The sequence below is a fragment of the Streptomyces antarcticus genome, from assembly GCF_026627255.1.
In the GTDB taxonomy this organism is placed as follows: Bacteria; Actinomycetota; Actinomycetes; order Streptomycetales; family Streptomycetaceae; genus Streptomyces; species Streptomyces antarcticus.
Genome location: NZ_JAPNLM010000002.1, coordinates 87,792 through 108,190, shown reverse-complemented (window position 1 = coordinate 108,190; position 20,399 = coordinate 87,792). Strand labels below are relative to the sequence as shown.

The following is a 20,399-nucleotide window of genomic DNA, read 5'->3' as shown; positions in this document are numbered from 1 at the left end:
GCTTAGCGTGACCCGTATGCGAGATGCGGTGGTGCTGGTCAGGGGCGGGATGCTGGGCGGGGCGGGGGTCGTGACCGCGCTCTGGGCGGCGCAGGTGCGCCCGTCGGCCCGGCCCGACGCGCTGTTCGCCACGGCCGCCCACCTGACCGGTCTGCTCGCCGGGTACGGGGTGCTGGTGCTGCTGTTCCTCATGGCCCGGGTACCGGCCGTCGAGCACGGCGTCGGCGCCGACCGGCTGGCCCGCTGGCACGCCGCCGGCGGCAAGCACGTCCTGCTCCTCTGCTTCGGGCACGGGCTCTTCGCCCTGCTCGGCTACGCCGTGCACGAGGGGGTCGACGTGGTGTCCGCCGTCCGGGACCTGCTCGGCTACCCCGCGCTCGCCGCCGCCGCGGCCGGGACCGTCCTCCTGGCCGCGGTCGGCGTGACCTCCGCCCGGGCGGTGCGCCGCCGGGTGTCGCACGAGACCTGGCGCGGGGTGCACCTCCTGGTCTACCTCGCCGCCGCCCTCGGGTTCGGCCACCAGCTCGCCGGACCCGACGTCGCCCCGGTCGCCTGGTTCTGGGCCCTCGCCCACACCGCCGTCGCCGTCCTGCTGGTCTGGTACCGCGCCGTGGTCCCCGTACGGCAGGCCCTGCGGCACGCGCTGCGGGTCGCCGAGGTACGGGTCGAGGGGCCGGGCGTCGTCTCCGTCACCGTGTCCGGGGAGCACCTCGCCGAACTGCGCGCCGAGCCGGGGCAGTTCCTGCGCTGGCGGTTCCTCCGGCGCAGGCTCTGGCACACCGCGCTGCCGTTCTCGCTGTCCGCGCCGGTCCGCGACGACACCCTCCGGATCACCGTCAAGGGGCTCGGCGGCCACTCCCGCCGCATCCGCAGGCTGCGTCCCGGGACGCGGGTCCTGGCCACCGGGCCGTTCGGGGCGCTCACCGCCGCCCGGCGGACCCGGGCCAAGGTGCTGCTGATCGCGGGCGGGGTCGGCATCACCCCGATCCGGGCCCTGTTCGAGACCCTGCCCGGCGGCCCCGGGGACCTCACCCTGCTCTACCGGGCCGGGGCTGAGGAGCACCTGGTCCTGCGTGCCGAGCTGGAGGCCATCGCCGCCGAGCGGCAGGCCGGGCTGCACTACCTGCTGGGGCCGTCCGGCGCCGCCTACGATCCGCTCGCCCCGCAGGCGCTGGCCGCGCTGGTTCCGGACCTCGCCGCGCACGACGTGTACCTGTGCGGGCCGCCGGGGATGGCCGGGGCGGCGCGGGCCGCACTGCTGCGGGCCGGGGTGCCGGCCGGCCACATCCACTCCGAGTGCTTCGCCTTCTGAGCCCGGTCGCCTGCCGTCCTGCCGCCTCCCGCCTGCCGTCCTGCCGTCCTGCCGAGCCTTCCGATGGCGTGGGTCCCCCCGCTCCCGCTCCGTTGTCCCGCCGCGTTCTTCCGCCCCGTTCTTCCGTCCCGCCGTCCGAGAGGTCGCCGCGCCATGCGCCACCCGTTGCACATCGCCCTGTCCGTGCCCGCGCCACTGTCCGTACCGCTGTCCGTACCGCTGTCCGTACCGCTGTCCACACCCCTGGCCGGGCCCGCCCTGGCGGGTCCCGCCCCGGCCCGGCACCGGAAGCCGTCGCCCTGGAGGTCGGTCGCGGCGGCCGTACCGCCCGCGCGGCGGCTGGCGGCGGGGCTGGGGCTGGTCAGCGTGCTGGCCGCGACCGCGCTCACGGCGGCCGTGGACCCGGCCGCGCCGGTGGCCCCGGACCGGGTGCCGGCCGGGCGAAGCTCAACGTTTGCGCAAGTTTCCGGGGATTGATGGTCCCTGCACCCAACTGCTCCATAGGGTCGGGGTCGTGCCTGACATATCAACGACCATGATCATCGTGCTGTGCGTGGCCGCCGCGGCGGCCGGATGGATCGACGCGGTGGTCGGCGGCGGCGGCCTGCTCCTGCTGCCCGCCCTGCTGCTCGGCCTGCCCCAGGCCCACCCCGCCACCGTGCTCGGCACCAACAAGGCGGTGGCCATCGTCGGCACCGCGGGCGCGGCGGTGACGTACGTGCGCAAGGCCCCGGTGAACGTGAAGCTCGCCGTACGGATCGGCCTCGCCGCGCTCGCCGGCTCGATGGGCGGCGCCGCGCTGGCGGGTGGCATCGACAAGGACGCCATGCGTCCGCTGATCATGGCGGTCCTCGTGGTCGTCGCCGCCGTGGTGATCTTCAAGCCCGGCTTCGGCGCCGCCCCGTCCACCTCGCCCGTTTCCCGGCAGCGGGTCCTGCTGGCCATCGGGCTGGCCGGTCTCGGCATCGGCTTCTACGACGGGCTCATCGGGCCCGGCACCGGAACCTTCCTGGTGCTGGCCCTCACCGCGCTGCTTCACCTCGACCTGGTGTCCGCCTCCGCCACCGCCAAGATCGTCAACGTGTGCACGAACGCCGGAGCGCTCGCGATGTTCGCCTACCAGGGCCGGGTGCTGTGGCAGCTGGCCGCGCTGATGGCGCTGTTCAACCTGGCCGGCGGCATGATCGGCGCGAGCATGGCGCTCAAGAAGGGCAGCGCCTTCGTCCGCGGCGTGCTCCTCACGGTGGTGGGGGCCCTGGTCGTCCGGCTCGGTTTCGAGCAGTGGGGCTGAGCGCGGGCGCCCCGCGCCGTCGTGCCGCCACCCGCTAATAGGTCCCCGTGAGGTGGGCGAAGACCACCACGTTGCCCCGGTAGCCCGTACGCGGGGAGAAGCCGCCGCCACAGGTGATCACCCGTAGCTCGGCGCGCGCGGACGGGCCGTACACGAGGGAGTCGGGGAAGTCCTTGGCGTCGTACACCCCGACCGCGTGGACCGTGAACACCGCCGTACGGCCGTCCGCGCGCGGGACCTCGACGGTGGCCCCGCGGCGCAGCGCGCCCAGGTGGTAGAAGACCCCGGGGCCGACCGCGTCGTCCACGTGCCCGGCGATCACGGCGGTGCCCGTGGCGCCCGGGGTGGTGCCCTCGCGGTACCACCCGGCCAGGTCGCGCCGGTCCGGCGGAGGCACTTCGAGGCTGCCGCCCGCCTGGAGGCCGAGCCCGGTCAGCGGCGCGTCGACCCGGATGGACGGGATCCGGATCCGGGCGGGCGGGGAGCCGGAGAGCGGGGCGATGCCGGGCCCGGACGCGCTGGCGGCGGTCAGCGCCTCGGCGGGGGAGGGCAGCGGCGGCCCCACGGGTTCGCGGGAGCCGCTGGTGACGAGCCAGATGCCGACGCAGGCGGCGAGGGCGACGAGCCCGCCGTGGCGGGCGGTGGCGGTACGGGGGGTGCGGGCGATGCCGCGGCCCGCCGGAGCGGATCCGGGGGTGCCCGTACGGGCGCTGCCGGCCGCGGGCCAGGGCCGGCGGTTCTGCGGCGGGCCGCCCGGGGAGCCCCGGGAGCCCCGGGAGCCCCAAGAGCCCCGGGAGCTGCGGACATCGCCACCCATGCGTACCCCCTCGGCTTCCGTTTCGGGGTGACTGGCCGTCGCCCGGCCCCGCGAACGGGGGGGACCTCGCGGGGGCGGGCGACGGGGACGGTACCGGTCGGACCGCGGCCGGAGCCGCGGTGGGCGTCCGTCAGCTCCGCGTGCCGCTCGCCCGGCGACGCAGGAGCCAGATACCGCCGACGGCGGTCGCGGCCAGTACGGCCGTTCCCGCCGCGATCGTGGCGGGGTCGGCGGTGGTGGTCGTGCCACCGCCCACCCCGGTGTGGACGGGGCCCTGCGGCCCGCGTTCGGTGACGACCAGGTCGCCGGTGGCGAACTTGCCGTTCGCGCAGGTGGCGCCGATGCCGTAGGTGCCGGGCCGGGTGCCGCGGGTGACCTGGAACTGCCCCACGACCACCTCCTTGTGGGTGCCCGGGACCAGCTTGAACCGGCCGCCGCCGACCGTGCTGGCGTCGCCCTCCGCGTGGCTGCCGTGGCCGCACGCGGTGGTGTTGACGGTGACGGTGGCGCCGGGGGCCGCGGACTTGGGCCACACCTCCAGCGGGGCGAAGTCACCGGGGGCGAAGCTGACGATGCCGAGGTCCGCGGCCGCGACCGCGCCGGCGACCGGGCCGGTGAACGCGGCGGCGGTCAGCGCGGTGGCGGTCAGCGCGTGAGCGGTACGTCGGCGCATGGGACTCTCCTGGAGACACGGGGTCGTGTTCCCGAGGTAACCCGGCCCGGCCCGACCGCGCCTGCTGATGTCCTGTCAGTTCGGTCCGCCGCCGCCCCCCGGACTGGGTGTTTCCGCAGATCAGCCGGGTCGGTGCGGCCATCGGTGCCACCCGCGCCGTCCGGGTGACCACGCAACCGCCTCACGCCCCGGCCCCCGGCCCCGCCCCGCCTCACGCCCCGGCCCCCGGCCCCGCCCCGCCTCACGCCCCGGACCCGGCTCCCGGCCCCGGCACCCGGCCCAGGCCCCCCGGCCCCGGCTGACGGCTCCGGCTCCCGGCCGTGGTTCCGGTGGCCCCGCCCCGCTCACGGCCCCGCACGGTCCGCCCGCCCCGCGGCCGGGTCGTCGGTCGGCGGGAGCGCCACCGTCGCCGCGGCCCCCGGCGGCTCCGCGTTCGCCAGGGTGACCCGCGCCCCGATGACCTGGGCCCGGCCCAGGGCGATGGTCGGGCCCGGCCCCGTGCCCTGACCGCGTTCGGGCGCGCCGGTCGGGAACCGCTGCGGCCCCTCGCGCGGCAGCTTCTCGGGTAAGCCCGGCCCCCGGTCCCGTACCGTCACCGTCGTCCCCGACGCGGTCACGGTCACCGGACCGCCGCCGTGCCGCCGCGCCGAGGCCGCCGGGCGCGCCGCACCCGCCCGTGGCGAGCGCGCGGGCGCAGGCACACAGGAGGGCGGAGGCGGGGCGGCGGAGCGAAGGCAGCATGGAGGCCGGACCGGAGGCTGGGGGGAGGGAGGAGGCCGACGGTGGACGTCGCGGGTCACGGGCGCCGGGAGGTCGCGCAACGGCCGTGCGTACGGTGGAGGCGCGCAGGGGAAGCCGGGACTTTCGGCAAGGCCTGCGGACCAGCCGCCCCACCCGAGGGAGTGCCCGCGTGACATCGGCCGTTCGGCCCGGGGAACCGCCCGCCCCGCTGCCGTTCTTCGTCTACGGAACCCTGCGCCCGGGGGAGGTCAACCACGACCTGTTCCTGCGCGGCCGCACGGCCCGCGAGGAGCCCGCCCGGCTGCCCGACGCGGCGCTCTACGACGGCCCCGGGTACCCGTACGCCGTCCACCGCCCCGGCTCGGCCGTCCTCGGCGAGCTGATCACGCCGGCCCCCGGCGCGTACCCGGAACTGCTGGCCGCCCTGGACCGGCTGGAGGAGTACGAGGGCCCGGGCCGCCCGGGGAACCTCTACGACCGGATCGCCCGCGAGGTGCTCCGCCCCGACGGCACCGCCGCCCGGGCCTGGGTCTACCTGGCCGCGCCCCTGCTCGCCCGCGACCTGCGCGCGTCCGGCACGGAGATACCCGGCGGCGACTGGCTCGGCCGCCGGGGGGCGTAGGCCCCGGCTACAGGCCCTCGGCGCCGCGGTTGCGCAGCCGGCGGCCGTACTGCTGGAGGACCCACAGCTCCTCCTGGACCGCGGCCAGTTGCTCCGGCGGGGCCTGCGGGCCGAGCCGGGACATCGTGCCCTGGATCTCGTGGACCCGGCGGTCCACGGCGCGCAGGCGCACCTGCACCAGCTGGACGCCCGCATAGATCTCGTCCACGGTCTTCGTGTGGATCGCCTCGACCGCGAGTTCCGTGACGAGCGCGCGGACGGTGTCGTTCGGGGCGGCCTCGCGGACCTTGGCCAGGTAGTCCTCGGTGCCCAGCGAGGCGCCGCCCGCGTCCAGGATGGCCTGGCGCACGGCCGCGTACGGCGGGGCGGTGAACTCGTCCATCCCGTACGCGTCGAAGGCCGGGGAGACCAGGGCGGGGCGCTGGAGGGCCAGCTTCAGCAGTTCGCGCTCGGTGCGGTGGGCGGGGCTGCGCAGGTTCAGCGCGGGGCCGCCGGCCGGCCGCTCGGGCTGCGCGGGGCCCGCGTCGTAGGACGGGCGTCCGCCTCCGCCGCGCCCCTGCTGCTGCGGCTGGCCGCCGCGGTCGCGGGCCCAGCGGGCCAGCTGCGCGACCCGCTTGACGACGAACGCCTCGTCGCGGATGCCCAGCATGCCCGCCAGCTGGACCGCCGACTCGTGCTGGATCGCGATGTTCTTGATGTGGGCGACGACCGGCGCCGCCTCGTCCAGGGCGGCCGCCCGGCCCGCCGGGTTCTCCAGGTTGTGCCGCGACACGATGTGCCGCAGCGCGAACTCGAAGAGCGGGGTACGGGTCTCGACCAGCGAGGCCACCGCCGCGTCCCCCTGAGCCAGGCGCAGGTCGCAGGGGTCCATCCCGCCGGGGGTGATCGCGATGGAGGTCTCGGCGGCGAACTTCTGGTCGTCCTCGAAGGCCCGCAGAGCGGCCTTCTGGCCGGCCGCGTCGCCGTCGAAGGTGAAGATCACCTCGGCGGTGGCGTTGTCCATCAGCAGCCGGCGCAGGATCTTGATGTGATCCCCGCCGAAGGCGGTGCCACAGGTGGCGATCGCGGTGGTGACCCCGGCCATGTGGCAGGCCATGACGTCGGTGTAGCCCTCGACGACGACGGCCCGGGAGGTCTTCGCGATCTCCTTCTTCGCCAGGTCGATGCCGTACAGCACCTGGGACTTCTTGTAGATCGCCGTCTCGGGCGTGTTCAGGTACTTGGGGCCGTTGTCGTCGTCGCGGAGCTTGCGCGCGCCGAAGCCGACGACCTCGCCCGTGATGTCCCGGATGGGCCACATCAGCCGCCCCCGGAAGCGGTCGATCGGCTTGCCGCTGCGGCTGTCCTGGGCGAGCCCGGAGGTGATCAGTTCCTTGTCGCTGAAGCCCTTGCCGCGCAGGAAACGGGTCAGGTGGTCCCAGCCGGCCGGGCTGTAGCCCACGCTGAAGTGGGCGGCCGCGGCCTGGTCGAAGCCGCGCTCCGCCAGGAACTTGCGGCCGATCTCCGCCTCGGGGGAGTCCAGCTGGTCCACGTAGAACGTGGCGGCGGCCTTGTGCGCCTCGACCAGGCGGATGCGCTCGCCGCGCCCGCTGGTGCCGGCGGTGTAGCCGCCCTCCTCGTACCGCAGGGTGATGCCGGCCTGGCCGGCCAGGCGCTCGACCGCCTCCGAGAAGGAGAGGTGGTCGATCTTCATGATGAAGTCGAGGGTGTCCCCGCCCGCCTGGCAGCCGAAGCAGTGGTAGAGCCCCTTACTGGGGCTGACCTGGAAGGACGGGGACTTTTCGTCGTGGAAGGGGCAGAGGCCCTTGAGGTTGCCGCCGCCCGCGTTGCGCAGTTGGAGGTATTCGGAGACGACGGCGTCGATCGGGACCGCGTCCCGTACCGCCTTCACGTCGTCGTCGTTGATCCGTCCTGCCACCCGTGAAGTCTACGGCCGGGCGGCGGCAAACCTGTCAGGCCCCCTCCGCCGTGACCAGGGACGCGAGCGGAACCGACGGGTCCGCGAGCTTGTCGCGGTCCACCGGGGCCTTGGACCTGATCAGGGCCTGGATGTGTTCGGTGACATCCCACACATTGACGTTCATACCGGCCAGCACCCGTCCTTCCGAGAGCCAGAAGGCGATGAACTCCCGCTTGCCCACGTTGCCGCGGATCAGCACCTGGTCGTAGCCCCCCGCGGGCGCGTACCCCGAGTACTCCAGGCCCACGTCGTACTGGTCGGAGAAGAAGTACGGCACCCGGTCGTAGCTGACCTCCTGCCCCAGCATCGCCCGCGCGGCGGCCGGCCCCCCGTTGAGGGCGTTGGCCCAGTGCTCGACGCGCAGCCGCGTTCCGAGCACCGGGTGGTGCGCGGCGGCCACGTCCCCGGCCGCGAAGACGTCCGGGTCCGAGGTGCGCAGGGAGGCGTCCACGGCGATCCCGCCGCCGTGCGCCCGGTCCACGAGGGCGAGCCCGGAGGTCTCGGCGAGGGCCGTCCGGGGCGCCGCCCCGATCGCCGAGAGGACCGCGTGCGCCGGGTGCTCCTCGCCGTCGTCGGTGCGGGCGGCCAGCACCATGCCGTCCTGGCCCACGATCTCCGTCAGCCGGGCGCCGAAGTGGAAGCGCACCCCGTGCCCGGCGTGCAGGTCCGCGAAGAGCCGGCCGATCTCCGGGCCGAGGACCGAGTACAGCGGGGTGGCCTCCGCCTCGACCACGGTGACCTCGGCCCCGTACCCGCGCGCCGCGGCGGCGACCTCCAGGCCGATCCAGCCGGCGCCCGCGATCAGCAGGTGGCCGTTGTCCCGGCCGAGGGCGGCCAGGACGCCGCGCAGCCGCTCCGCGTGGGCCAGGCGGCGCAAGTGGTGCACGCCCACCAGGTCCGTGCCGGGGAGGTCGAGGCGGCGCGGCTCGGAGCCCGTGGCCAGCAGCAGCTTGTCGTAGTGCAGCAGCGTGCCGTCGCCCAGGCGCACCGACTTGTTCTCACGGTCCAGGTGCACCGCGGGCTGGCCGAGGTGAAGCTCGACGTCGGCGCTCGCGTACCAGGACGGCTCGTGCACGAAGACGCTGTCGCGCTCCTCCTTGCCCACCAGGAACCCCTTGGACAGCGGGGGACGTTCGTACGGGCGGTCGTGCTCGTCGCCGATCAGGATCACCCGGCCCGTGAACCCCTCGGCCCGCAGCGTCTCGGCCGCCTTCGCCCCGGCCAGCCCTCCGCCGACGATGATGAACGTCTGGTGTGCGTCGACCACCTGATGCCTCCTCATTACCTGTTCGTCACGTGCGGCCACATGCGAGCGTCCCGCACTGAGCCTGCCGCGTGAAGGGGGAGTGGCCCGATAGGCTCACCCTTCGGCGCGTCGCGTGCGCCCGGTGAGGCGGCCGTGCAGGGAGCGGGCGGCGGCGTCCGTGAGGCACGCGATCTGGTCCACGACCGCGCGTTTCCTCGCCCGGTCGTCCGGGGCCGTGTCGAAGATGGCCCGGAACTGCGGGTCCAGCCCCTCGGGCGCGCGCCGGCTCAGCGCCTCGGCGAGTTCGGCCAGGACGACGCGCTGGTCTGCCCGGATCCGCTCCTGTTCGTCGCGCTGCATCACGTACAGGTCGGCGACCGCCTTGAGCACCGCGCACTCGTTGCACGCCTCGCGCGGGACCACCAGACCGGCCCCGTACCGGGTGAGGCGGCCCGGGCCGTACGCCTCGCGGGTGGCGCCCTCGGCGGCCTGGCAGAACCGGCCGATCAGCTGGCTGGTGGCGTCCTTCAGCCGGGCCTGGGCCACGGCCGAGCCGTCGTACCCGTGCGGCCACCACTCCTGCTCCATCAGCCGGTCCAAGGCCTCGCGCAGCTCCTCGGGATCGGTGTCCGCCGGGACGTAGCGGCCGATGGCGACCCGCCAGATCGCGGTCCGCTCGGGCTCGGCGTGCAGCAGGTTCGGGTCGAGGTGGCCCGCGTGCAGGCCGTCCTCGAAGTCGTGCACCGAGTACGCGACGTCGTCCGCCCAGTCCATGACCTGCGCCTCGAAGCACTTGCGGTCCGCGGGGGCGCCGAGGCGCAGCCACTCGAAGACCGGCAGGTCGTCCTCGTACGCCCCGAACTTCACCGAGCCGGGGTCGGTGGGGTGGTCGCCGCGGGCCCACGGGTACTTGGTGGCCGCGTCCAGGCAGGCCCGGGTGAGGTTCAGGCCGACGCTGACCAGCTCGCCGTCCGCGTCGGGCACGAACCGCTTGGGCTCCAGGCGGGTCAGCAGGCGCAGGGACTGGGCGTTGCCCTCGAAGCCGCCGCAGTCCTTGGCGAACTCGTTGAGCGCCTCCTCGCCGTTGTGGCCGAAGGGCGGGTGGCCCATGTCGTGGGAGAGGCAGGCGGCCTCGACCAGGTCGGGGTCGCAGCCCAGGGCCGCGCCGAGCTCCCGGCCGACCTGGGCGCACTCCAGCGAGTGGGTCAGGCGGGTGCGGGGGCTCGCGTCCCAGTCGTACGAGCGGGTGCCGGGGGTGACGACCTGCGTCTTCCCGGCCAGCCGGCGCAGCGCGGCGGAGTGCAGTACGCGGGCACGGTCGCGCTGGAAGGCGGTCCGGCCGGGTCGTTTGTCGGGCTCGGTGGCCCAGCGCTCGGTGGCGGCGGGATCGTACGGCTCGCGGGGGTCGGTGGGGTCTGCGGGAGCGTGCGCGGTGCCTTCCATGGTGAGACGTTAACCGGAGACCTGACAATCCGAGCAATACGACCGCACGCGGTCCTCACGAGCTCTTACGCGGAGGCCTGCCGGAGCCGGGTCTCCCGCCGGTTCTCCCGCCCGGCGAGGGCCTCGTCGTACCGCTGGAGGACGAGGCGGGCCAGGGCCGGGTGGGCGCCGAGCGGGGCGGCGGCCGGGCCGGGAGCGGCGGCGGCGCTGCGGGTGGCGAAGTGACCGGGGGCGGTGAAGTACGAGGCGATCGCGGGCCGGTGGTGCCCGCGGGCGGCGAGGGCGCGCACCGCCTCGGGGACGGTGGGGGAGGCGGCGGAGGCGTAGGCCGCGACGACGGCCACCCCGCCGAGGCGCTCGGAGAGCAGGGCGGCGGCGGCGCGGGTGTCGGCGGCCGCGTCGGGGTCACGCGATCCGGCGGCGGCCAGCACCACGGCCGTGCCGGGGGTCCAGCCGGCTTCCCGGAGCCGGTCGCGGAGGGCCTCGACGAGGAGCGGGTGCGGGCCGAGGGGGGCGGCGACGCGGACCCGGAGGCGGGGAGCACGGGCGGCGGCCGCGGGGAGGTCCCGTTTGACGTGGTACCCGCGTCCGAGGAGCAGCGGGACGAGCACCGCCCCGCCCGAAGCGCCGTCGGATGCCTGCCGGCAGGCCCGTTCGGAGGCCGCGCGCAGGGTGTCGGCGAGCAGCGGCGGGTTCAGCTCCAGGTGCCCGAGCCGTACGTCGAGGCGCGGGCGGAGTTCGCGGACCCGCTCGAGGAGGGCTTCGACGGCGCGCGGGGCGCGCGGGTCGCGGCTGCCGTGGGCCACGGCGACGAGGGTGGGCCGTTGCTCGTGCCGCTCGTGCTGCTGGTGCTGCATGGGTGGGCTCCGGGGTGACGGGCGCGCGGCGGGCGCAGCCCGCTGAGCTGCGTGCCGAGTTGGGCGGTGATCCGGGTGAGCAGCTCGACGGCGCTGCCGAAGGGGAGGGACAGGGTGTCGGAAGGGTGCACCGGCTCCGTCATGGACCGATCCTGCGCGCCGGAGGTTGCCGTTGCGTTGCGCCGGGGTGTCGGCTCTTTTCCGGCTGCTCACTCGCTCATTCGTACGGGTGAAAGGTGGGGGAGGTGGAACTGGGGGGCGGGGTCGGTTCGTCAATCCGTGCGAACGATGTTGAACGCAACGGGTCGAGCGCCGCGGATCGGGCGCGATGGGGGGACGGTCATGGGAATGCCGGGCTGGGTGCGGGCGGTGGCGGGGCGGCTGCCGGGAGCGGGACGGCGGCCGGGAGTGGGGTGGCTGCGGGCGGTGCGGTTCCCGGCGGTGCGGTTGCCGCGCGGGGTGCGGGCGCGGCGGCGGGCCGTCCAGACCGTGATGGCGGGGTGCGTACTGGCCCTGCTGCCCTCGGCGTGGACGCACGCGGCGGCCGCCGACCGGCTGCGGAGCACGGCGGACGCTCCCGCCGCCGAGGTGGCGGTGGTCTTCGGGGCGGGCCTGTGGAACGGGCAGCCCACTCCCTACCTGGCCAACCGGCTGGACGCCGCCGCCGAGCTGTACCGGACGGGCCGGGTCAAGGTCGTCCTGATCACGGGGGACAACAGCCGCACCGAGTACGACGAGCCCGGCGCGATGCGCACGTACCTCACCGGCCAGGGGGTGCCGGGCGACCGGATCGTCAGCGACTTCGCCGGCTTCGACACCTGGGACTCATGCGTCCGGGCCAAGGAGATATTCGGGGTCGAGCGGGCCGTGCTGATCAGCCAGGGCTTCCACATACGCAGGGCCGTGGCCCTGTGCGAGGCCGCGGGCGTGGAGTCGTACGGGGTCGGGGTCGACGACGAGCACGACGCCACCTGGTACTACGGCGGCACCCGCGAGGTCTTCGCGGCGGGCAAGGCGGCACTGGACGCGGCTTTCAAACCCGAGCCGCGGTTCCTCGGGCCGAAGGAGCAGGGGGTGTCGCGGGCCCTGGCCGCTCTGGCAGACTGACGCGCGATCAGCGACTATGCCGATTAGTCATATGCCGGTTGGTCCGTTCGAGCATCAGAGGGGGAACCGTGTCCGTGGTGGATCTGGGCGGCAAGGTCGTCGTCGTCACCGGTGGAGCCCGCGGCCTGGGCGCCGCCATCGCGCGGGCCGTCGTGGACGGCGGGGGCAGGGTGCTGATCACCGACGTGCTGGAGGCGGAGGGCGCGGAGACCGCCGCGAAGCTCGGCGAGGCGGCGCGGTTCGTCCGGCACGACGTCACCAGCGAGGCCGACTGGCAGGCGGCGCTCGACCACGCGGTCGCCGAGTTCGGCTGCATCGACGGGCTCGTGAACAACGCCGGCATATCCACCGGCCAGTTCCTGGAGCACGAGAGCGTCGAGCACTTCCGCCGGGTCGTCGAGATCAACCTGGTCGGCGTGTTCATCGGCATCAAGGCCGCGATACCGCTGCTGCGCGCCGGCGGCGGCGGATCCATCGTCAACATCTCCTCCGCCGCCGGCCTGACCGGCCTCGCGCTCACCGCCGGGTACGGGGCTTCCAAGTGGGCCGTGCGCGGGCTGTCGAAGATCGGCGCGGTCGAGCTCGCGGAGGCACGGATCCGCGTGAACTCCGTCCACCCCGGCATGACCCTGACCCCGATGACCGCCCCGGTCGGCATCCAGGCCGGCGAGGGCAACTACCCCGGGACGCCGATGGGCCGCGTCGGCGTCCCCGCGGAGATCGCGGCGGCGGTCGCGTTCCTGCTCTCGGACGCCGCCGGGTACATCACGGGCGCCGAACTCGCGGTGGACGGCGGCTGGACGGCCGGCCTGACCGTGAAGTACCTCACGGGCCAGTAACCCCGCGCGGCCGGTGCCCCCGTACGGCCGGTCCGTCCGTCCCCCGTGCCCCCGTTCCCCTCGCCCCCGTACGGCCGGGCCGCCGGGCCTCACCGCGGCTGCCGGACGGCGCTGAGGTGGCCGTACGGGAGGTGTAACCGGGGGCGGGGGTCCGTGTAACACCGCCGACGCAGGCTGGGGGCATGCACCCCCCGGAAGCCCCCGTCACCGCCACGCACTGCCCGTACTGCGCGCTCCAGTGCGGGATGAACCTGCGCCCCGAGCCCGGCGGCACCGGTGTCGCGGTCGAGGAGCGGGCGGACTTCCCGGTCAACCGGGGCGCGCTGTGCGGCAAGGGCCGCACCGCCCCCGCCGTGCTGTCCTCCCGGGTGCGCCTGACCGAGCCGCTCGTCCGCACCCACGCCGGGCGGCTGGAACCGGCCACCTGGGAGGAGGCCCTCGGCACAGTCGCCGAGGGTCTGGCCCGCACCCGCCGGACCCACGGCCGCGACGCGGTCGGGGTGTTCGGCGGGGGCGGGCTCACCAACGAGAAGGCGTACGCGCTCGGCAAGTTCGCGCGCGTCGCCCTGCGCACCTCGCAGATCGACTACAACGGCCGCTTCTGCATGTCCTCGGCGGCCGCCGCCCACCAGCGGGCCTTCGGCCTCGACCGCGGTCTGCCCTTCCCCCTGGAGGACATTCCGCGCACCGGCTGCGTGATCCTCGTCGGCTCCAACCTGGCCGAGACGATGCCCCCGGCGCTGCGCTACCTCACCGAACTCAAGGAGAACGGCGGCACCCTGATCGTCGTCGACCCGCGCCGCACGCGCACCGCCGAGCAGGCCGACCTCCACCTGGCGCCCCGGCCGGGGACCGATCTCGCGCTGGCGCTGGGCCTGCTGCACCTGGTGGTCGCGGAGGGCGGTACGGACGAGGAGTTCATCGCCGCCCGCACCACCGGCTGGGAGGAGACCCGGGCCGCCGCGATGGCGCACTGGCCCGAGCACGTCGAACGCGTCACGGGCGTCCCGGTCCCCAAGCTCCGCGAGGCGGCCGCCATGTTCTGTGCGCCCTCCTCCGCCATGGTCCTGACGGCCCGGGGCCCGGAGCAGCAGTCCAAGGGCACCGACACCGTCGGGGCCTGGATCAACCTGTGCCTGGCCACCGGCCGGGCCGGCCGCCCGTTCTCCGGGTACGGCTGCCTCACCGGCCAGGGCAACGGCCAGGGCGGCCGCGAGCACGGCCAGAAGGCCGACCAGCTCCCCGGCTACCGCAAGCTCACCGACCCGGCGGCGCGGGCCCACGTTGCGGGAGTCTGGGGCGTCGACCCCGACAGCCTCCCCGGCCCCGGCCGCAGCGCCTACGAACTCCTCGACGCCCTCGGCACCGACGTGAAGGCCCTGCTCCTGATGGGCTCCAACCCGGTGGTCTCCGCCCCCCGCGCCGCCCACATAGAGGACCGCATCCGCTCCCTGGACTTCCTCGCGGTGGCCGACGTGGTCCTCTCCGAGACGGCCGCGCTCGCCGACGTGGTCCTCCCGGTCACCCAGTGGGCGGAGGAGACTGGCACCACCACCAGCCTGGAGGGCCGCGTCCTGCTCCGCCGCCGCGCCCTCACCCCGCCGCCGGGGGTCCGCACTGACCTGGAGGTCCTGCACGGCCTGGCCTCCCGGCTCGGCGTGGAGAAGGGCTTCCCCACCGCTCCCGAGGAGGTCTTCGACGAGCTGCGCCGCGCCTCGGCGGGCGGTCCGGCCGACTACTCGGGCATCACCTACGCCCGGATCGAGGCCGAGCAGGGCGTCTTCTGGCCCTGCCCCGAAGGCGCCGCCGGCACGCCCCGCCTCTTCCTCGACTCCTTCGCCACGGACGACGGCCGCGCCCGCTTCGTCCCCGTATCCCACCGCGACGCCGCCGAGGTCCCCGACGCCCGGTACCCGCTCCACCTCACCACCGGCCGGGTCGTCGCCCAGTACCAGTCCGGCGCCCAGACCCGCCGGGTCGACGAGCTCAACGCCGCCGCCCCCGGGCCCTTCGTCGAGATCCACCCCCGCCTCGCGGCACGCCTCGGCGTCGCCGACGGCACGCCGCTGGCGGTGACGTCGCGCCGCGGCCGCGCGGTCGCCCCGGCGCGCATCACCGACACCATCCGCGCGGACACGGTCTTCATGCCGTTCCACTGGCCCGGCGAGGGCCGCGCCAACACCCTCACCAACCCGGCCCTGGACCCCGTATCCCGGATGCCCGAGTTCAAGGTCTGCGCGGTCCGCGTCGAGCCCGCCTGACCGCCAGGTTGATGTCCGTGGACTCCAACTCCCTTGATCCGGAGCGGGTTTCGAGGTGGGTGAATGCCGCCGGTCCGCGGAGCGCACCGGCACGCGCGTTTCGTACGGGGACGTGGCGGCGATCCTCTCGGACATGAGTCCGATCCGCATCGGGGTTGCCGCCGGGGGGTAGCCATCCGGTCACGTACCGGACCCAGAAAGTGCTCGCACGCCCCTCGTGGCGGTGATGTGCCGTACGCCACACTGAGGTGCGGTGCCCCCGTCCTCGGAGCCCTGGAGGCCGCCCCCGTGCAGACCCAGCCCTTGACCGTGAACGTGAGCGAGCCCTCGGAGGCCGACGAGGCCGAGGCAGAGGCCGACGTCGTGGACGACGCAGCGGACGAGGTCACGGCCGAAGCGCAGAACGAGGCGGCCGAAGCGAACGAAGCGGACGAAGCGGACGAGGAGCCCGGTGTACCGGAGCTGTACGAGCCGGTACCGGTACCGGCACCGCGCAGGCGCAGCGGCGGCAGCGGCGCCAACAGCGGCGCGGGCCCGTCCGCCGACCTGTTCCGGCAGTACCTGCGCGAGATAGGCAGGATCCCGCTCCTCACCGCCGCCGAAGAGGTTGACCTCGCCCGGCGCGTGGAAGCCGGACTGTTCGCCGAGGAGAAGCTGGGCAGCACCCCGGACCTCGACTCCCGGCTCGCCCTCGACCTCGACAAGCTCGTCGTCATGGGCCGGATGGCCAAGCGCCGTCTCATCGAGTCGAACCTGCGGCTCGTCGTCTCCGTCGCGAAGCGGTACGTCGGCCGCGGGCTCACCATGCTCGACCTCGTCCAGGAGGGGAACCTCGGACTCATCCGGGCCGTCGAGAAGTTCGACTACGCCCGCGGCTACAAGTTCTCCACCTACGCCACCTGGTGGATCCGGCAGGCGATGTCCCGGGCCCTCGCCGACCAGGCCCGGACCATCCGTGTGCCGGTCCACGTCGTGGAACTGATCAACCGGGTCGTCCGCGTCCAGCGCCGCATGCTCCAGGAACGCGGGTACGAGCCCACCGCCGAAGAGGTCGCCACCCACCTGGAACTGACCCCCGAGCGGGTCATGGAGGTGCTGCGCCTCGCGCAGGAGCCGATCTCCCTGCACTCCCCGGTGGGCGAAGAGGACGACGTCGCCCTCGGCGACCTCATCGAGGACGGCGACGCCGCCTCACCCGTGGAGTCCGCCGCGTTCTTCCTGCTGCGCGAACACCTCGAAGCCGTGCTCTCCACCCTCGGCGAGCGCGAGCGCAAGGTCGTCCAGCTGCGGTACGGGCTCGCCGACGGCCGCCCCCGCACCCTGGAGGAGATCGGGCGGATCTTCGGCGTGACGCGCGAGCGGATCCGCCAGATCGAGTCCAAGACCCTCAACAAGCTGCGCGACCACGCCTTCGCCGACCAGCTCCGGGGCTACCTCGACTGACCCGGACCAGGACCAGGACCCCCAGGACCAGGACCAGACCAGGATCAGACCAGGACCCGGACCCGGACCCTGGTCCGGGCCCGGCGGCCCGTTCTAGTCCACCTCCGCGACCGCCTGCGCGAACTGCGCCGCGTACAGCCGCGCGTAGGCGCCGTCCGAGGCCAGCAGCTCCTCGTGCGTGCCCTGTTCCACGATCGAGCCGCTCTCCATCACCAGGATCACGTCCGCGTCGCGGATCGTGGACAGCCGGTGCGCGATCACGAAGGACGTACGGCCGTGCGCGAGCCGCGACATCGCCTTCTGGATCAGTACCTCGGTACGGGTGTCCACCGAGCTCGTCGCCTCGTCGAGCACCAGGATCACCGGGTCCGACAGGAACGCCCGGGCGATGGTGATCAGCTGCTTCTCGCCCGCGCTGACGCCCGCGCCCTCGTCGTCCAGCACGGTGTCGTAGCCGTCCGGCAGGGTGCGGATGAAGCGGTCCGCGTGGGCCGCCTTCGCCGCCTCCTCGATCTCGGCGCGCGTGACCTCGCGCGAGGCCCCGTACGCGATGTTGTCCGCGATGGTGCCGCCGAACAGCCAGGTGTCCTGGAGCACCATGCCGATGCCCCCGCGCAGTTCCTCGCGCGTCATCTTCGCTATGTCCACGCCGTCGAGCGCGATCTCGCCGCCCGTGACCTCGTAGAACCGCATCAGCAGATTGACCAGCGTGGTCTTGCCGGCCCCCGTCGGGCCGACGATCGCGACCGTGTGACCCGGCTCGACCGTCAGCGAGAGGTTCTCGATCAGCGGCTTGTCCGGCTCGTAGCGGAAGGCCACCTTGTCGAGCGTGACCTGCCCGCGCAGCCGCTCCGGCCGCTCCGGCACCACCGCGTCGGCCTCCTGCTCCGGCGCGTCGAGCAGCTCGTACACCCGCTCCGCCGAGGCGACGCCCGACTGCACCAGGTTCGCCATCGAGGCGACCTGCGTCAGCGGCATCGAGAACTGGCGCGAGTACTGGATGAAGGCCTGCACGTCACCGATCGACAGGGTGCCCGAAGCCACCCGCAGACCGCCGACGACCGCGATCAGCACGTAGTTGATGTTCGAGATGAAGAACATCACCGGCTGCATGATCCCGCTGACCAGCTGCGCCTTGAACGTGGCCCGGTACAGCTCCTCGTTCTGCTCGGCGAACAGCGCCGCCGACTCCTTCTGCCGGCCGAAGACCTTGACCAGCGTGTGGCCCGAGTACATCTCCTCGACGTGGGCGTTGAGCGTGCCCGTGGTCTTCCACTGCGCCACGAACTGCGGCTGCGACCTCTTGCCGATCTTCGCCGCGACGAAGATCGAGACCGGTACGGTCCCCAGCGCGACCAGCGCCAGCAGCGGCGAGATCCAGAACATCATCGCGAGCACGCCCACGATGGTCAGCAGCGAGTTGAGCAGCTGCCCCATCGTCTGCTGGAGCGTCTGCCCGATGTTGTCGATGTCGTTCGTCGCGCGGCTGAGCACCTCACCGCGCTTCTGCTGGTCGAAGTACGACAGCGGCAGCCGCGACAGCTTCGCCTGCAGCTCCTCGCGCATCCGGTACACGGTGCCGTTCATGACGTGGTTCGACAGCCGCGTCGCGACCAGCATCAGCAGCCCGGCCAGGGTGAACACCACCAGCGCCCAGACCGCCACGACCCCGACGGCACCGAAGTCGATGCCCTGCCCGGGGGTGAAGGCGGTGCCGGACAGCATGTCGGCCATGCCGCCCCGCCCGTCGGCGCGCATCCGCTCCAGGGCCTGTTCCTTGGTGATCCCGGACGGCATCTGCCGCCCCACGATCCCCGCGAACACCAGGTCGGTGGCGTCGCCGAGTATCTTCGGCCCGACGACCGCGCAGCCGACGCTGCCGACGACCGCGCCGACCATGCCCCACAGCTTGGCCCGGTCCTGCGCCAGCTGGCCCAGCAGGCGCTTGCCCGAGCCCTTGAAGTCCATGGACCGCTGGGCCGGCCCCATCATCATCCGTCCTCCGGGCCCGCTCATGCGGCCTCCGCTTCCGTCAGCTGGGAGAGCACGATCTCCCGGTAGGTCTCATTGCCGGCCATCAGTTCGTGGTGCCGCCCCTCGCCCACCACCTGGCCCTCGTCCAGGACGACGATCCGGTCCGCGTCGCGGATCGTGGAGACCCGCTGGGCGACGATGACCACGGTCGCGTCCTGCGTCTCGCGGGCGAGCGCCGCGCGCAGGGCCGCGTCCGTGGCGTAGTCGAGCGCCGAGAACGAGTCGTCGAAGAGGTAGATCTCCGGGCGCTGCACCAGGGTGCGGGCGATGGCCAGGCGCTGGCGCTGCCCGCCGGACACGTTGGTCCCGCCCTGGGTGACCGGAGCCTCCAGGCCGCCCTCCAGCTCGGACACGAAGTCCCTGGCCTGCGCCACCTCGAGGGCCTGCCACAGCTCCTCGTCGGTCGCGTCGGGGCGCCCGTAGCGCAGATTGGAGGCGACGGTTCCGGAGAACAGGTACGGCTTCTGCGGGACCATGCCGACCGTCCTGGCCAGCAGTTCCGGGTCGAGCCGGCGTACGTCCTCCCCGTCGACGAGCACCTCGCCGCCGGTCGCGTCGAAGAGCCGCGGGACCAGGCCCAGCAGGGTGGACTTGCCGCTGCCGGTGGAACCGATCACCGCGGTGATCTCGCCGGGGCGGGCCACCAGATCCACCCCGCGCAGCACGGGCACCTCGGCGCCCGGGTAGCGGAAGTCGGCGCCGCGCAGTTCGAGCTGTCCGTGCCGGGCGAGTTCGCGCACCGGGTCCACGGGCGGGACGACGCTGGAGTCGGTGTCCAGGACCTCCTGGATGCGCTCGGCGCACACTTCGGCACGGGGCACCATCATGAACATGAAGGTGGCCATCATCACGGACATGACGATCTGCATCAGGTAGGCGAGGAAGGCCGTCAGCTGGCCGATCTCCATGTCGCCGCTGTCGACGCGCATCGCGCCGAACCAGATGACGGCGACGCTGGAGATGTTCACGACCACGATGACGGTGGGGAACATCAGCGCCAGGAGCTTGCCGGCGGCCAGCGAGACGCCGGTCAGGTCCGCGTTGGCCTCCCGGAAGCGGCCCTTCTCGTAGTCGTCGCGGACGAAGGCACGGATCACCCGGTTGCCGGTGATCTGCTCGCGCAGCACCCGGTTCACCGTGTCCAGGCGCTCCTGCATCTGCCGGAACAGCGGCCGCGTGCGGAAGACGATCGCGCCGACCGACAGGCCGAGCACGGGGACCACGGCGAGCAGTACACCGGAGAGCTTCACGTCCAGGGAGAGCGCCATGGCGATGCCGCCGACGCACATGATCGGCGCCGAGACCATCAGCGTGAAGGTCATCAGCACCAGCATCTGGACCTGCTGGACGTCATTGGTCGTACGGGTGATCAGGGACGGGGCGCCGAAATGGCCGAGCTCCCGCGCGGAGAAGCTCTGGACCCGGTCGAAGATCGCGGCGCGGACGTCGCGGCCGAAGGCGGCCGCGGTACGGGCGCCGTAGTAGACGGCGCCGACGTTGCAGACCAGCTGGACGAGCGAGACGGCCAGCATCAGGGCGCCGAAGCGCAGGATGTAGCCGGTGTCCCCGTTGACGACACCGTTGTCGATGATGTCCGCGTTCAGGGTCGGCAGGTAGAGGCTCGCGCTGGTCTGCAGCAGCTGGAGCAGGACCAGCAGAGCGATGGGTTTCCGGTACGGACCCAGATGGGTCCGCAGAAGTCGTATGAGCACGCGCAGGCTCCGGTCGGCAAGATCGAGGGGGGTTCACCCCA

17 protein-coding genes are annotated in these 20,399 nt (G+C 73.8%); 8 read left to right on the top strand and 9 right to left on the bottom strand.

From position 1 onward, the window contains the following. Nucleotides 1–16 precede the first annotated feature (16 nt). The 3 genes from OTB16_RS04290 (at nucleotide 17) to OTB16_RS04280 (ending at nucleotide 2,603) form a co-directional block, all read left to right on the top strand. Nucleotides 17–1,312 (top strand): ferredoxin reductase family protein, encoded by a 1,296-nt coding sequence (locus OTB16_RS04290; RefSeq protein ID WP_267718503.1) that lies wholly within the window; start codon nucleotides 17–19, stop codon nucleotides 1,310–1,312. A 153-nt stretch (nucleotides 1,313–1,465) separates the two neighbouring features. Continuing rightward, nucleotides 1,466–1,789: a hypothetical protein gene (locus OTB16_RS04285; protein WP_267718502.1), complete on the top strand. Its 324-nt coding sequence runs from the start codon at nucleotides 1,466–1,468 to the stop codon at nucleotides 1,787–1,789. 37 nt (nucleotides 1,790–1,826) lie between these two features. After that, complete coding sequence (locus tag OTB16_RS04280) at nucleotides 1,827–2,603, top strand: sulfite exporter TauE/SafE family protein (protein WP_267718501.1); 777 nt, start codon at nucleotides 1,827–1,829, stop codon at nucleotides 2,601–2,603. A gap of 34 nt (nucleotides 2,604–2,637) precedes the next feature. On the opposite strand, the gene OTB16_RS04275 is transcribed toward OTB16_RS04280, so the two are convergent. The 3 genes from OTB16_RS04275 to OTB16_RS04265 all read right to left on the bottom strand — a co-directional run bounded on the left by OTB16_RS04275 (nucleotide 2,638) and on the right by OTB16_RS04265 (nucleotide 4,716). Continuing rightward, nucleotides 2,638–3,270 (bottom strand): class F sortase, encoded by a 633-nt coding sequence (locus OTB16_RS04275; RefSeq protein ID WP_420717629.1) that lies wholly within the window; start codon nucleotides 3,268–3,270, stop codon nucleotides 2,638–2,640. 280 nt (nucleotides 3,271–3,550) lie between these two features. Beyond that, on the bottom strand, nucleotides 3,551–4,093 hold the full coding sequence (locus OTB16_RS04270) for a hypothetical protein (protein WP_267718499.1): 543 nt from the start codon (nucleotides 4,091–4,093) through the stop codon (nucleotides 3,551–3,553). A 344-nt stretch (nucleotides 4,094–4,437) separates the two neighbouring features. Further along, nucleotides 4,438–4,716, bottom strand: a complete 279-nt coding sequence (locus tag OTB16_RS04265) for an ATP-binding protein (RefSeq protein ID WP_324290242.1) — start codon at nucleotides 4,714–4,716, stop codon at nucleotides 4,438–4,440. A 287-nt stretch (nucleotides 4,717–5,003) separates the two neighbouring features. On the opposite strand from OTB16_RS04265, the gene OTB16_RS04260 reads away from it, so the two are divergent. After that, complete coding sequence (locus OTB16_RS04260; protein WP_267718498.1) at nucleotides 5,004–5,456, top strand: gamma-glutamylcyclotransferase family protein; 453 nt, start codon at nucleotides 5,004–5,006, stop codon at nucleotides 5,454–5,456. Nucleotides 5,457–5,463: 7 nt separating this feature from the next. Here the strand turns inward: OTB16_RS04260 and dnaG are convergent, their stop codons facing one another. From dnaG to OTB16_RS04240, 4 genes are all read right to left on the bottom strand, one after another. After that, entirely contained in the window at nucleotides 5,464–7,374 is a 1,911-nt protein-coding gene (dnaG, locus tag OTB16_RS04255) for a DNA primase (RefSeq protein WP_267718497.1), read from the bottom strand. Between the two features lie 34 nt (nucleotides 7,375–7,408). After that, nucleotides 7,409–8,683 carry an NAD(P)/FAD-dependent oxidoreductase gene (locus OTB16_RS04250; protein WP_267718496.1) on the bottom strand — a complete coding sequence of 425 codons (1,275 nt, stop codon included), beginning with the start codon at nucleotides 8,681–8,683 and terminating at the stop codon, nucleotides 7,409–7,411. Nucleotides 8,684–8,776: 93 nt separating this feature from the next. Continuing rightward, a complete protein-coding gene (locus tag OTB16_RS04245; RefSeq protein WP_267718495.1) occupies nucleotides 8,777–10,105 on the bottom strand; it encodes a deoxyguanosinetriphosphate triphosphohydrolase in 1,329 nt (442 codons plus the stop codon). A gap of 65 nt (nucleotides 10,106–10,170) precedes the next feature. After that, a complete protein-coding gene (locus OTB16_RS04240; protein ID WP_267718494.1) occupies nucleotides 10,171–10,962 on the bottom strand; it encodes a sirohydrochlorin chelatase in 792 nt (263 codons plus the stop codon). A 348-nt stretch (nucleotides 10,963–11,310) separates the two neighbouring features. Between OTB16_RS04240 and OTB16_RS04235 the strand changes: the two genes are divergently transcribed. The 4 genes from OTB16_RS04235 (at nucleotide 11,311) to OTB16_RS04220 (ending at nucleotide 16,612) form a co-directional block, all read left to right on the top strand. Beyond that, on the top strand, nucleotides 11,311–12,069 hold the full coding sequence (locus tag OTB16_RS04235; RefSeq protein ID WP_420717614.1) for a SanA/YdcF family protein: 759 nt from the start codon (nucleotides 11,311–11,313) through the stop codon (nucleotides 12,067–12,069). 74 nt (nucleotides 12,070–12,143) lie between these two features. After that, nucleotides 12,144–12,908 carry a glucose 1-dehydrogenase gene (locus OTB16_RS04230; protein WP_267718791.1) on the top strand — a complete coding sequence of 255 codons (765 nt, stop codon included), beginning with the start codon at nucleotides 12,144–12,146 and terminating at the stop codon, nucleotides 12,906–12,908. Nucleotides 12,909–13,090: 182 nt separating this feature from the next. Continuing rightward, entirely contained in the window at nucleotides 13,091–15,169 is a 2,079-nt protein-coding gene (locus tag OTB16_RS04225; protein ID WP_267718493.1) for a molybdopterin oxidoreductase family protein, read from the top strand. A 273-nt stretch (nucleotides 15,170–15,442) separates the two neighbouring features. Further along, nucleotides 15,443–16,612: an RNA polymerase sigma factor gene (locus OTB16_RS04220; RefSeq protein WP_420717628.1), complete on the top strand. Its 1,170-nt coding sequence runs from the start codon at nucleotides 15,443–15,445 to the stop codon at nucleotides 16,610–16,612. Nucleotides 16,613–16,705: 93 nt separating this feature from the next. Here the strand turns inward: OTB16_RS04220 and OTB16_RS04215 are convergent, their stop codons facing one another. Both OTB16_RS04215 and OTB16_RS04210 read right to left on the bottom strand, forming a co-directional pair. Continuing rightward, on the bottom strand, nucleotides 16,706–18,628 hold the full coding sequence (locus OTB16_RS04215) for an ABC transporter ATP-binding protein (protein ID WP_267718491.1): 1,923 nt from the start codon (nucleotides 18,626–18,628) through the stop codon (nucleotides 16,706–16,708). Beyond that, nucleotides 18,625–20,358: an ABC transporter ATP-binding protein gene (locus OTB16_RS04210; protein ID WP_267718490.1), complete on the bottom strand. Its 1,734-nt coding sequence runs from the start codon at nucleotides 20,356–20,358 to the stop codon at nucleotides 18,625–18,627. Before OTB16_RS04210 ends, OTB16_RS04215 begins: the two co-directional genes overlap by 4 nt. Between the last annotated feature and the right edge of the window lie 41 nt (nucleotides 20,359–20,399).

Coding starts and splice junctions, on each gene's coding strand:
- OTB16_RS04225 (WP_267718493.1), top strand. CDS start 13,091: ATGCACCCCCCGGAAGCCCCCGTCACCGCCACGCACTGCCCGTACTGC.
- OTB16_RS04270 (WP_267718499.1), bottom strand. CDS start 4,093: ATGCGCCGACGTACCGCTCACGCGCTGACCGCCACCGCGCTGACCGCC.
- OTB16_RS04290 (WP_267718503.1), top strand. CDS start 17: ATGCGAGATGCGGTGGTGCTGGTCAGGGGCGGGATGCTGGGCGGGGCG.
- OTB16_RS04285 (WP_267718502.1), top strand. CDS start 1,466: ATGCGCCACCCGTTGCACATCGCCCTGTCCGTGCCCGCGCCACTGTCC.
- OTB16_RS04240 (WP_267718494.1), bottom strand. CDS start 10,962: ATGCAGCACCAGCAGCACGAGCGGCACGAGCAACGGCCCACCCTCGTC.
- OTB16_RS04235 (WP_420717614.1), top strand. CDS start 11,311: ATGCCGGGCTGGGTGCGGGCGGTGGCGGGGCGGCTGCCGGGAGCGGGA.
- OTB16_RS04215 (WP_267718491.1), bottom strand. CDS start 18,628: ATGAGCGGGCCCGGAGGACGGATGATGATGGGGCCGGCCCAGCGGTCC.
- OTB16_RS04245 (WP_267718495.1), bottom strand. CDS start 10,105: ATGGAAGGCACCGCGCACGCTCCCGCAGACCCCACCGACCCCCGCGAG.